This is a genomic window from Lysobacter sp. S4-A87 (assembly GCF_022637455.1).
Classification (GTDB): domain Bacteria; phylum Pseudomonadota; class Gammaproteobacteria; order Xanthomonadales; family Xanthomonadaceae; genus Lysobacter_J.
The window spans coordinates 2,638,047-2,649,671 of the sequence record NZ_CP093341.1 but is presented as its reverse complement, the minus strand read 5'-3'; the positions used below and the strand labels follow the sequence as shown (position 1 = coordinate 2,649,671).

General features: G+C 68.6%; 10 protein-coding genes. 8 read left to right on the top strand and 2 right to left on the bottom strand.

Annotation, left to right across the window (positions count from 1 at the left end; genetic code table 11):
- The first annotated feature begins 113 nt into the window (after positions 1 to 113).
- From MNR01_RS11895 to MNR01_RS11880, 4 genes are all read left to right on the top strand, one after another.
- Entirely contained in the window at positions 114 to 413 is a 300-nt protein-coding gene (locus MNR01_RS11895; RefSeq protein WP_241918005.1) for a DUF2782 domain-containing protein, read from the top strand.
- Positions 414 to 423: 10 nt separating this feature from the next.
- A complete protein-coding gene (locus tag MNR01_RS11890; protein ID WP_241918004.1) occupies positions 424 to 873 on the top strand; it encodes a GNAT family N-acetyltransferase in 450 nt (149 codons plus the stop codon).
- A gap of 233 nt (positions 874 to 1,106) precedes the next feature.
- On the top strand, positions 1,107 to 1,847 hold the full coding sequence (locus MNR01_RS11885; RefSeq protein WP_241918003.1) for a 2OG-Fe(II) oxygenase: 741 nt from the start codon (positions 1,107 to 1,109) through the stop codon (positions 1,845 to 1,847).
- A 32-nt stretch (positions 1,848 to 1,879) separates the two neighbouring features.
- A complete protein-coding gene (locus tag MNR01_RS11880; protein WP_241918002.1) occupies positions 1,880 to 2,584 on the top strand; it encodes an MOSC domain-containing protein in 705 nt (234 codons plus the stop codon).
- 48 nt (positions 2,585 to 2,632) lie between these two features.
- Here MNR01_RS11880 and uvrD read toward each other — a convergent pair whose 3' ends face one another.
- Entirely contained in the window at positions 2,633 to 4,828 is a 2,196-nt protein-coding gene (gene uvrD / locus MNR01_RS11875; protein WP_241918001.1) for a DNA helicase II, read from the bottom strand.
- Positions 4,829 to 4,880: 52 nt separating this feature from the next.
- Here uvrD and MNR01_RS11870 point away from each other — a divergent pair, with 52 nt between their 5' ends.
- Positions 4,881 to 5,807, top strand: a complete 927-nt coding sequence (locus tag MNR01_RS11870; RefSeq protein WP_241918000.1) for a hypothetical protein — start codon at positions 4,881 to 4,883, stop codon at positions 5,805 to 5,807.
- A 6-nt stretch (positions 5,808 to 5,813) separates the two neighbouring features.
- On the opposite strand, the gene MNR01_RS11865 is transcribed toward MNR01_RS11870, so the two are convergent.
- Positions 5,814 to 6,422 carry a TIGR00645 family protein gene (locus tag MNR01_RS11865; protein ID WP_241917999.1) on the bottom strand — a complete coding sequence of 203 codons (609 nt, stop codon included), beginning with the start codon at positions 6,420 to 6,422 and terminating at the stop codon, positions 5,814 to 5,816.
- Between the two features lie 152 nt (positions 6,423 to 6,574).
- Between MNR01_RS11865 and MNR01_RS11860 the strand changes: the two genes are divergently transcribed.
- From MNR01_RS11860 to MNR01_RS11850, 3 genes are all read left to right on the top strand, one after another.
- Entirely contained in the window at positions 6,575 to 7,261 is a 687-nt protein-coding gene (locus MNR01_RS11860; protein WP_241917998.1) for a glutathione S-transferase N-terminal domain-containing protein, read from the top strand.
- A gap of 41 nt (positions 7,262 to 7,302) precedes the next feature.
- Positions 7,303 to 9,510, top strand: a complete 2,208-nt coding sequence (locus MNR01_RS11855) for a S9 family peptidase (protein ID WP_241920606.1) — start codon at positions 7,303 to 7,305, stop codon at positions 9,508 to 9,510.
- A 204-nt stretch (positions 9,511 to 9,714) separates the two neighbouring features.
- Positions 9,715 to 11,535, top strand: a complete 1,821-nt coding sequence (locus MNR01_RS11850; RefSeq protein WP_241920605.1) for a DUF885 domain-containing protein — start codon at positions 9,715 to 9,717, stop codon at positions 11,533 to 11,535.
- Positions 11,536 to 11,625 lie beyond the last annotated feature (90 nt).

Below are 11,625 nucleotides of genomic sequence, written 5' to 3'. Positions count from 1 at the left end.
CGGCCGATTCTACGGGGTCGCCTGCACGGCGACATGGCCACCTGTCCATCACCGCCGCTTCAGCGCGAGCGCGTATCCTGTGGGCTGCGACCCCCACCGGACTGGAGACCGCCATGCGCAACCACCTGCTCGCCCTCGTGCTGCTGCCGCTGACCCTGACGGCCTGCGCGACCATGGGCGCAGGCGACGACCCGACCGCCGGCCTGCAGGGCGCCGAAGTGCGTACGCGCACGATCGAAGGCGGCGATGTCATCGAGGAGTACCACGTCGCCGGCCAGCTGCGCGTGGTGAAGATCACCCCGGCCCGCGGCCCGGTCTATTACCTGACCGACAGCAACGGCGACGGCATCCTCGACAGCAGCAAGGGCGAGGGCCCGATCTCGCCGGTGCAGTACAAACTCTTCAGCTGGTAAGCCAGGCACGATGACGACACAGCACGACCGCGGACACCAGATCCGCACGCTCACCGCGGAAACCGACCTGCGCGCGATCTGGCCGCTGGTCTCGCAGCTTCGCCCCGAGTTCGACGAGGACCGCTTCGTCACCCAGATGCAGCGCCAGATCGGCGAGGGCTGCCGGGCGACGGTGCTGTTCGACGAAGGCGGCGCGCCGCGCGCGTTCGCCTGCTGGCGGGTCATGGAGATGCTGGCGGTCGGAAAGCACGTTTACGTCGATGACCTGGTCACCGACGCCAACGCCCGCAGCCGCGGCCATGGCAAGGCCATGCTCCACTGGCTCAAGGCCGAAGCGCGCCGCCTGGGCTGCGCCCGGCTGCAGCTGGACTCCGGCACCCATCGCCAGGATGCGCATGCGTTCTACCTGCGAGAAGGGCTGCGCATCGAGGCATTCCACTTCGGAACTGCGCTGAAGTAACTGCACTGTCATCCCGGTGCATGCCGGGATCCAGGCTGGCCACCTGTCCGGCGACAACTGCCTGCCTTGCAAGAACCGGATATCGGCCCGGCGGCATGCCACCTAGATTGATTCGCGTCCCCGTCAACGAGGCACGCGATGAAAACTCCCACCTTCCGCAACGACCTGCTTCACAACGACTGGCTTCACAACGACCTGCTCCATGCCGGCGCGACCGCGCTCGGGGCGCAGGCATGAACGCGGTGCTGCAACAACGCTGGAACGGCGACGGCCTGGCGCAGCGCATCGACTGGGTCGACTGGCCCGGTATCCGTGCGCAACTCGATGCCCATGGCTGTGCCCGCATACCGGCGCTGCTCGACCAGGCCGATTGCGACGCGATCGCAGGCCTGTACGACCACCCCGGCGGCTTCCGCAGCACGGTAACGATGGCCCGGCACGGTTTCGGGCGCGGCGAGTACCGCTACTTCTCCTATCCATTGCCGGCAACGGTGGCGGCACTGCGAACCGCGATCTACCCGCATCTGGTCGCAATCGCCAATCGCTGGAACGAGGCCATGGCGATCAACGCGCGCTACCCCGACGAGCATGCGCGCTTCATCGACCGCTGCCACGAGGCCGGCCAGACCCGGCCGACGCCGCTGCTGCTGCGCTACGACAAGGGCGACTACAACTGCCTGCACCAGGACGTCTACGGCGAACACCTGTTCCCGTTGCAACTGGTGGTGCTGCTGTCGCAACCGCACCGCGACTTCGAAGGCGGCGAGCTGGTGCTGACCGAGCAGCGTCCGCGCATGCAGTCGCGCGCCGAAGTGGTGCCGTTGCAGCAGGGCGATGGCGTGGTTTTCGCGGTGCGGGAGCGGCCGGTCACGGGCGCGCGCGGCAGCTACCGCGTGCGGATGCGCCACGGCGTCAGCCGCATCCATTCTGGCCGGCGACACACGCTGGGGGTGATCTTCCACGACGCCCTGTGAGCGTGGCGGCCTGAGGGAGGTACATTCACCCCATGCGCGACCCGTCACGCCCGATCTCCATCGATGCCGTCCTGCTCGGCCGGGCACGGCCCTACACGCGGCCCGGCAGCGTCAGCGCCATCGACAAGCGACCGGCGGATGGCGTGGTCCGGATCGAAACGCTTGGCCTGGTCGGCGACGAACAGGGCGACCTGCGCGTCCATGGCGGCCCGGACAAGGCGGTGCACCACTACCCGTTCGATCACTACGCGCGCTGGCGCGAAGACCTGGGCGATCTCGATCTCCTCAAGGCCGCAGGCGCATTTGGTGAGAACCTCAGCAGCCAGGGCCTGACCGAAGACGAGGTCTGTCTGGGCGACCGCTTCCGCATCGGCACGGCGCTGCTGGAAGTCAGTCAGGGCCGGCAGCCGTGCTGGAAGCTCAACGATCGCTTCGCAGTCGCCGACCTGGCGCGGCGCGTGCAGGCCACCGGCCGCACCGGCTGGTACTACCGCGTGCTGGAGCCCGGCGCGGTGCGCGCCGGTGACGCCATGGCGCTGGAGGCGCGGCCGCATCCGCAGTGGTCGCTGCGGCGCCTGGGCACGCTGCTGTTCGAGCGCCAGCTCGATCCGGCGCAATTGCACCCGGCGCTGGACCTGCCGCTGGTGCCGTCCTGGCGCAAGCTGCTGGAAACGCGGCTGCAGCGCGCGGAGGTCGAAGACTGGGGCAAGCGCATCGAAGGCCCCGGCCGGCACTGATGTCCGGCGCTGCGCCCGGCCGGCGCGCCCGGACGGCACGCCGCGACCTCAGGCCGGCTGAAGGTTCGCGTACGCGAGCACCAGCCACTTGCTGCCGGCGTCGTCGAAGTTGACCTGCACGCGTGCGTGCGCGCCGGCACCTTCGTAATCGGTGACCGTGCCGGTGCCGAAGCTGGGATGGCGCACCATCGCGCCCAGCTTGATCGGCGGCGCCTCGATCGCGGCGTGGCCTATGTCGCGGCGTGGCTGCGAGTTGTACATCGGCCGCGACACCTGCACCTTCGGCCGCACTTCGTGCAGCAGCGCCGGCGGGATCTCGCGCAGGAAGCGCGACGGCACGCCGTACATGTCGGCGCCGTGGATGCGGCGCGTTTCGGCGTAGCTCAGCACCAGCTTCTGGCGCGCACGGGTGATGCCGACGTAGGCCAGCCGGCGCTCTTCTTCGAGCCGCCCGGATTCCTCGGTCGAGCGCCCGCTCGGGAAAACGCCTTCTTCCATGCCCGCCAGGAACACCAGCGGGAACTCCAGGCCCTTGGCGCTGTGCAGCGTCATCAGCTGCACGCCTTCCTCGCCGGCCTGGGCCTGGCCTTCGCCGGCCTCGAGCGCGGCGTAGCTGAGGAAGGCGACCAGCTCCGGCATCGCCGCGGCGTCTTCCTCGTCGGTGCGGGTGAAGCGCGAGGCCACCGAAACCAGTTCGTCGAGGTTGTCGACGCGCGAGTCGAGCTGGCCGCGCGATTCGTTGAAGTAGTGGTCGCGCAGGCCCGAACGGATCAGGACGTGGTCGATCTTCTCCGGCAGCGTCATCGTCTGCGCTTCGGTGTCGACGTCGTCGATCAGGGCGAGGAAACCGGCGATGGCATTGCGCGCACGCGCGGTCAGGCCGTTCTCGCTGACCGTGCGCCGCGCCGCTTCCCACAGCGCGACGCCGTCGGTGCGCGCGCGCCGGCGCACTTCGTCGAGCGTGCGCTCGCCGATGCCGCGCGTGGGCGTGTTGACCGCGCGTTCGAACGCGGCATCGTCCAGGCGTGAAGCGATCAGGCGCAGGTAGGCCAGGGTGTCCTTGATTTCGGCGCGCTCGAAGAAGCGCTGGCCACCATAGACGCGGTATGGCACCTGCTCCGACAGCAATGCTTCTTCGAATGCCCGCGACTGCGCATTGCTGCGATAGAGCACGGCGACTTCGCCGAAGCTGCCGCCGTCGCGCACCCACTGGCGCAGGCGATCGACTGCGAAACGCGCCTCGTCCATTTCGTTGTAGGCGGCGTAAAGGTCGATCGGCTCGCCCGTGCCGCTGTCGGTCCACAGGTTCTTGCCGAGGCGGTCGGGGTTGTGCGCGATGACGGCGTTGGCCGCTTCCAGGATGTTGGCGCTGGAACGGTAGTTCTGCTCCAGGCGGATGGTCTGCGTCCCTGGGAAATCCTTCAGGAAGCGCTGCATGTTCTCGACCTTGGCGCCGCGCCAGCCGTAGATCGACTGGTCGTCGTCGCCAACCACGAACACATGGCCGCTGTCGCCGGCGAGCACGCGCACGAAGGCGTACTGGATCGCGTTGGTGTCCTGGAACTCGTCGACCAGGATCTCGCGGAAGCGGTGGCGGTAATGGGCCAGCAGTGCCGGGTTGTCGCGCAGCAGCTCGTGCGCACGCAGCAGCAGCTCGGCGAAGTCGACCAGGCCGGCGCGCTCGCAGCGCTCCTGGTAAGCCTCGTAGGACTTGAGCATCACGTCCGCCCAAGGATCATTGGAAGCGCGATCGTTGCCGGCCGGCTGGATGTTCTGCGGGCGCTTGCCTTCGTCCTTCTGGGCGTTGATCCACCAGGCGATCTGGCGCGGCGGGAAGCGCGCCTCGTCGATCTCCAGGCCCTGCACGACGCGCTTGACCAGGCGCAGCTGGTCGTCGGAGTCGAGCACCTGGAAGCCTTCCGGCAGCTTGGCCTCCTGCCAGTGCAGGCGCAGCAGGCGGTGGGCCAGGCCGTGGAAGGTGCCGACCCACATGCCGCGGGCGCCGCTGCGCAGCTGCCCGTCGACGCGCGCGCGCATCTCGCCGGCGGCCTTGTTGGTGAAGGTCACCGCCAGGATGCCGTGGGTGGGCACGCCGTGGACTTCGTTGAGCCAGGCGATGCGATGGGTGAGCACGCGGGTCTTGCCGGAGCCAGCGCCAGCGAGGACCAGATAGTGACCGGGCGGGGCGCTGACGGCCTCGCGCTGCGCTGGATTCAGCGCGTCGAGCAGGTGGGAGACATCCATCCGGGTATTGTACCGGGGCCGTCACCCCCTCCCCCGCCCGGAGCGTCGCGCCGTGCAATCCAGATTGCTGTTGCTGGCACTCCTCGCGGCGGTCCCGGCGAAGGCCGGTGACAGCGCGCCGAGCCAGCGCGTGCTCAGCGCCGGCGGCAACTCGCTGCACGTCGAGGTGGTCGAGACCACCGATCCGGTGCGGATCGACGAACTGCAGCGCTGGCTGGCCGAGGCCGCCGGGGCGACGCTGACCGCCTTCGGTCGCTATCCGCTCGCCGACGCCACTGTCCGCATCACCCAGATCGACAGCGACGACGAGAGCCCGGTGCCCTGGGGCCAGACCCAGCGCGGCGACGACGTATCGGTGCTGCTGTTCGTGCGCCGCGATGCCGACCTGGCGCAGCTGCGCGCCGACTGGACCGCGGTGCACGAGCTGTCGCACCTGTTCCATCCCTATCTCGGCCGCGAAGGGCGCTGGCTGGCCGAGGGCCTGGCCAGCTACTACCAGAACGTCCTGCGCGCCCGCGCTGGCCTGCTGGCGCCGGAGGCGGCGTGGCGGGAGCTCGATGCCGGCTTCAGCCGCGGCCAGCGCGAGCACAGCGGCATGCCGCTGGACGGGCTCGGCCGGCGCGGAACGATGCGGGTGTACTGGGCCGGCGCGGCGTTCTGGCTGGAGGTGGACCTGGCGCTGCGGCGCGAGCACCACAGCAGCCTGGACCAGGTGCTGTCGAAGTACTCGCGCTGCTGCCTGCGCGGCACCGGCGAGGTCGCGCCCGAAGCGTTCATGGCGAAGCTGGACGAGCTTGCCGGCGCGGCGGTGTTCCTGCCGGCTTACAAGCGTTACGCGCAGTCACGCGAGTTTCCTTCGCTGGAAACCGCCTATTCGGCGCTAGGGATCGAACGCGGCGCGGGAGGACTGGTGTACTCCGACCGGGCCGAGGCTCGGAAACTGCGTGCGGCCATCATGCGGCCGCACGCACAACGCTAGTTCCGGTCAGTGCGCCGCCTTGTGCGGCTTGGCCGACTGCGCCATCAGTTTGTCGGTGTAGGCGATGCCGATGGCCGACAGGATGAACGTGCAGTGGATGATCGTCTGCCACATCACGCCGGCTTCGGTGTAGACCATGCCCTTGGTCGCGGGGTCGGTCGCTGCAGCTGCGGCGGCAGCGGCAATCGCCGGGTCGGCACCGAGGCCGCCGATGGCGATGAAGGTCTTGAGCAGGTGGATCGAGGAGATGCCGATGATCGCCATCGCCAGCTTCACCTTGAGCACGCTGGCGTTGACGTGACTCAGCCACTCCGGCTGGTCCGGGTGCCCTTCCAGGCGCAGGCGCGAGACGAAGGTCTCGTAGCCGCCGACGATCACCATCACCAGCAGGTTGGAGATCATCACCACGTCGATCAGGCCCAGCACGGCCAGCATGATCTGCTGCTCGCCGAACGACGTCGCATGCGACATCAGGTGCCACAGCTCCTTGATGAACAGCACGACGTAGACGCCCTGGGCGACGATCAGGCCCAGGTAAAGCGGCAGTTGCATCCATCGCGAGCTGAAGATCAGGGCCGGAAGGGGATTGAGGGAGCGTTCGGACGTCTGCGTCATGCGGCGTGGGCCGTTGGTTTTCGGGCCGGCTAGGGTACCGGCCGGCCTCGGGCGCCGCCAACCGGGACCTTGCACCTTTTGGCCGTTCGGCACGCTCCCTGACCGCGCCCGCCGCTTTACACTCCGACATCCCATCGTCCGGGCGTGAACCGATGATCGACCTGCACTACTGGCCGACCCCCAACGGCCACAAGATCACCCTGTTCCTCGAAGAAGCGGGGCTGGAATACACCATCCATCCCGTCGACATCGGTGCCGGCGACCAGTTCAAACCCGAGTACCTGAAGATTTCGCCGAACAACAAGATGCCGGCGATCGTCGATACCGCGCCCGCGGACGGCGGCGAGCCGATCAGCGTGTTCGAGTCGGGCGCGATCCTGCTGTACCTGGCCAACAAGACCGGCAGGTTCTTCGCCGACGACCTGCGCGGCCGCGTCGAGGTCAACCAGTGGCTGCACTGGCAGATGGGCGGACTGGGGCCGATGACCGGCCAGTACGGCCATTTCCACGTCTATGCGCCCGAGGACATCCCCTACGCGAAAGACCGCTACAAGCGCGAGGTCCTGCGCCTGCTCGGCGTGCTCGACAAGCGACTGGCCGACCGCGAGTTCATCGCCGGCCACTTCAGCATCGCCGACATGGCCGCGCACCCGTGGATCAACCCCTACACCAAGGCGCCGCTCGACCTGGAACCGTTCGCGAACCTGCGCCGCTGGCATGCAGGCGTGGCCGCGCGTCCGGCCGTGCAGCGCGCGTACGCGATTGCCGAGCGCTACACCAGGCGCGAAATGACCCCGGAAATGCACAAGATCCTTTTTGGAACACCAGAAACTAAATGAAGAACTTCACTGCCCGCGGCGCCGCCGCCTGCCTGCTTGCCATGTCGATTGCCAGCGTACCCGCCCTAGCCCAGAAGACCGCCCCCGCCGCACCGCAGAAGCTGACGCTCGAAGCGCTGGCCGGTGATGCGCCGCTGTCGGGTCCGAGCCTGATGAAGGCGAAGATCGCGCCCGACGGCAGCCGCGTGACCTTCCTGCGCGGCAAGGAGAGCAACAAGAACCGCCTCGACCTGTGGGCCTACGACATCGCCAGCGGCCAGACCGTGAAGCTGGTCGATGCCGACGACATCCTGCCCGGCGACGAAGTGCTCAGCGACGCCGAGAAGGCGCGCCGCGAGCGCCAGCGCATCGCCGCGCTCAGCGGCATCGTCGACTACCAGTGGGCGCCGGACAGCAAGGCACTGCTGTTCCCGCTCGGCGGCGAGCTGTACGTCTATGACCTCAGCAAGTCGGGCAAGGCCGCGGTGCGCAAGCTCACCAGCGGCGAAGGCTTCGCCACCGACCCGAAGCTGTCGCCCAAGGGCGGCTTCGTCAGCTTCGTGCGCGACCGCAACCTGTGGGTGATCGACCTGGCCAGCGGCAAGCAGGTCCAGCTCACCCGCGACGGTAGCGCGACGATCGGCAACGGCGTCGCCGAGTTCGTCGCCGACGAGGAAATGGACCGCCACACCGGTTACTGGTGGGCGCCTGACGACTCGGCGATTGCGTTCGCACGCATCGACGAAACGCCGGTGCCGGTGCAGAAGCGCTACGAGGTCTACCCGGATCGCACCGAAGTGGTCGAGCAGCGCTACCCCGCTGCCGGCGACCACAACGTGCTGGTCAAGCTCGGTGTCGTCGCGCCGAAGGCCGGTGCGGCGCCGAAGTGGGTCGACCTGGGCAAGCAGCAGGACATCTACCTGGCACGCGTGGATTGGCGCGATCCGAAGCACCTGACCTTCCAGCGCCAGTCGCGCGACCAGCACACGCTGGAACTGATCGAGAACGACCTGTCCAACGGCAAGCAGCGCGTGCTGGTCACCGAGACCAGCAAGACCTGGGTGCCGCTGCACAACGACCTGCGCTTCCTCGACGACGGTCGCATCCTGTGGAACAGCGAGCGCAGCGGATTCGAACACCTGTACGTGCTCGACGCCGACGGCGGCAACGCCCGGGCGCTGACCAGCGGTAACTGGCCGGTCGACGGCGTACTCGCGGTCGACGAAGCCGCGGGCCAGGTCTACTTCGCCGCCGGCAAGGATTCGCCGCTCGACGCGCAGGTCTACCGCGTGCCGCTCGCCGGCGGCGCGATCGCGCGCCTGTCGCAGGCCGACGGCATGCACGCCGCCAGCTTCGCCGCCAACGCCAGCGTGTTCGTCGACAACTGGTCCAACCCGACCACGCCGCCGCAACTGGAGCTGTACCGCAACGACGGCACCCGCATCGCCGCGCTGCTGGAGAACAAGCTCAGCGATCCGCAGCACCCGTACTCGAAGTTCGCCGCCGCCCAGCAGCCGATCGAGTTCGGCACGCTGACCGCTGCCGACGGCACGACCGAGCTGCACTACAGCGTGCTCAAGCCGGCCGGGTTCCAGGCCGACAAGCAGTATCCGGTGGTGGTGATGGTCTACGGCGGCCCGGCCTCGCAGACGGTCAAGCGCACCTGGGCGCCGGACTTCAACCAGTACCTGGCGCAGCACGGCTACGTCGTGTTCTCGATCGACAACCGCGGCACGCCGCGACGCGGTGCGGCCTTCGGTGGCGCGCTGTACGGCAAGCAGGGCACGGTCGAAGTGGCCGACCAGCTGCAGGGCGTGCAGTGGCTGAAGAAGCAGCCGTGGGTCGATGGCAAGCGCATCGGCGTGTACGGCTGGTCCAACGGCGGCTACATGACGCTGATGCTGCTGGCCAAGGCCTCCGACCAGTACACCTGCGGCGTCGCCGGCGCACCGGTCACCGACTGGGGCCTGTACGACACGCACTACACCGAGCGCTACATGGGCCTGCCGGCAGGCAATGTCGACGGTTACCGCGAGGCGCGCGTGCTGCAGCACATCGGCGGCCTGAAGTCGAAGCTGCTGCTGATCCACGGCATGGCCGACGACAACGTGCTGTTCACCAACTCGACCGCACTGATGAGCGCGCTGCAGAAGCGCGGCCAGCCGTTCGAGCTGATGACCTACCCGGGCGCGAAGCACGGCCTCAAGGGCGCGGACAACCTGCATCGCCTGCGCCTGACCGAGGAGTTCTTCGGCCGCTGCCTGAAGTGACCTGCTCCCTCCCCTGCTGACAGGGGAGGGTTCGCAGGGGGTGGGCCGCAGCGCGCGGACCCCGGCGCGGGAGCGCACCCAGCCCCCTTCCAGCCTCCCCCTCCAAGCAGGGGGAGGGGCCCAGGCCCCGTGACCTTCGGGGTATAGCCGCCAGACCCCGCAGCCTCCATGCTCGCCGGACTGTCCCCAGCCCGCGAAGCCATGATCAAGCCGCTGACCCTCGCCATTGCCCTGACCCTCGCCGCGGGCTCGCCCGCCCTGCTCCAGGCCGCCACGCCTGCAGCCAAGACGTCCGCCACGAAGTCCGCTGCCGCCAAGGCCTCGCCGGCCTGGGTGACCAAGAGCAACGAGTACGCGCAGATCCTGCTCAAGGCACAGGCCGAGTTCGCACCCGAGCAGATGTCGTTCTTCGGCGTGCCGGGCTACGACGACCGCGTCGCCGACCTCAAGCCCGACAACGCCAAGCGCTACCGCGACGCCACCGCCAAGGCCAGGGCCGAGCTGCAGGGCAAGCTCGCCACCGAGCGTGACCCGAACGTGCGCCAGGACCTGGCGATCATGATCCAGGCCGCCGACGAGAACATCGAAACCAGCGCGCTCACCGAACGCCTGACCCTGCCGTGGACCGATGCACCGCTGACGGTCTTCAGCGGCCTGCAGGGACTGCTCTCCGACCAGACGCCGCCGGAACGTCGCGCCCGCGCCCTCGACCGCCTCAAGGCCTACGTCGGCCAGGCGCCGGGCACCACGCCGATCACCGAGCTGGCACGTGCGCGCTACGAGGAACGCACCAGCGACAAGGCGCTGCTGCGGCCGACGAAGCTTGAAGTCGAACAGGCACTGGGCAACGTCGACACCTATGTCGCCGGCATCAAGGACCTGTTCGCCAAGTACAAGGTCGCCGGCGCCGAGGAAGCACTCGCGGCGATGGACACGCAGCTCAAGGCCTACGGCCAGTGGGCGCGAACCAGCGTGCTGCCGGAAGCGCGCACCGACACGCGCCTGCCGGCGGAGCTGTACGCCAACCAGCTCAAGCAGTACGGCATCGACATCGATCCGCAGCTGCTGATCCGCCGCGCCCAGGTCGAGTTCATGGAAACCCGCGCGGCGATGCAGCAGCTCGCCCCACTGGTGGCCAAGGACAAGGGCCTGAAGGTCGGCGACGTGCACGACTACGTCGGCGTGATCGGCGCGCTCAAGCAGCAGAACATGCCCAATGACCAGCTCGAGGCGCGCTACCGCACCGTCATCGACGCGATCGATCCGATCATCCGCAAGGAGCGCATCGTCGATGTGCCGCAGCGGCCGATGGTGATGCGCCTGGGCAGCGAGGCCGAATCGGCCGCGCAGCCGGCACCGCATTTCCTGCCGGCGCCGCTGATCGGCAACACCGGCCAGCAGGGCCAGTTCGTGCTGCCGGTGTCGGTGCCGACGCCGGACGGCAAGGCGCTGTCGTACGACGACTTCAACTTCGATGCAGTGCGCTGGACGCTGTCGGCGCACGAGGGCCGCCCCGGCCATGAGCTGCAGTTCACCGCCATGGTCGAGCGCGGCATCTCGCTGGCGCGCACGATGTTCGCCTTCAACTCGGTCAACGTCGAAGGCTGGGCGCTGTATGCCGAAGCCGAGATGGTCCCGTACGAGCCGCTCGACGGGCAGCTGATCGCGCTGCAGTTCCGCCTGATGCGCGCCGCGCGCGCGATGCTCGACCCGATGCTCAATCTGGGCCTGATCGACCGCGAAGCCGCGGGCAGGATCCTGCGCGAGAAGGTCGGCCTGTCGGAGGCGATGACCAAGCAGGAGCTGGACCGCTACACCTTCAATGCCCCGGGCCAGGCCGGCAGCTACTTCTACGGCTACACGCGCATCCTCGAGCTGCGCATGGAGACCGAGGTGGCGCTGGGCGACAAGTTCGACCGCCTTGCCTTCAACAACTTCCTGCTCGACCAGGGGCTGTTGCCGCCGGATCTGCTGGCGAAGGCGGTGCGTGAGGTGTTCGTGCCGGCGCAGAAGGCCAGCAAGTAAGCGCGGCCCTCACCCCAACCCCTCTCCCGCCAGCGGGAGAGGGCTCAGGCGCAGGTGAGGGCAGCCCCGTAGCCCGGGTAAGGCCCCCGG

Coding starts and splice junctions, on each gene's coding strand:
- MNR01_RS11895 (WP_241918005.1), top strand. CDS start 114: ATGCGCAACCACCTGCTCGCCCTCGTGCTGCTGCCGCTGACCCTGACG.
- MNR01_RS11890 (WP_241918004.1), top strand. CDS start 424: ATGACGACACAGCACGACCGCGGACACCAGATCCGCACGCTCACCGCG.
- MNR01_RS11885 (WP_241918003.1), top strand. CDS start 1,107: ATGAACGCGGTGCTGCAACAACGCTGGAACGGCGACGGCCTGGCGCAG.
- MNR01_RS11880 (WP_241918002.1), top strand. CDS start 1,880: ATGCGCGACCCGTCACGCCCGATCTCCATCGATGCCGTCCTGCTCGGC.
- uvrD (WP_241918001.1), bottom strand. CDS start 4,828: ATGGATGTCTCCCACCTGCTCGACGCGCTGAATCCAGCGCAGCGCGAG.
- MNR01_RS11865 (WP_241917999.1), bottom strand. CDS start 6,422: ATGACGCAGACGTCCGAACGCTCCCTCAATCCCCTTCCGGCCCTGATC.
- MNR01_RS11860 (WP_241917998.1), top strand. CDS start 6,575: ATGATCGACCTGCACTACTGGCCGACCCCCAACGGCCACAAGATCACC.
- MNR01_RS11855 (WP_241920606.1), top strand. CDS start 7,303: ATGTCGATTGCCAGCGTACCCGCCCTAGCCCAGAAGACCGCCCCCGCC.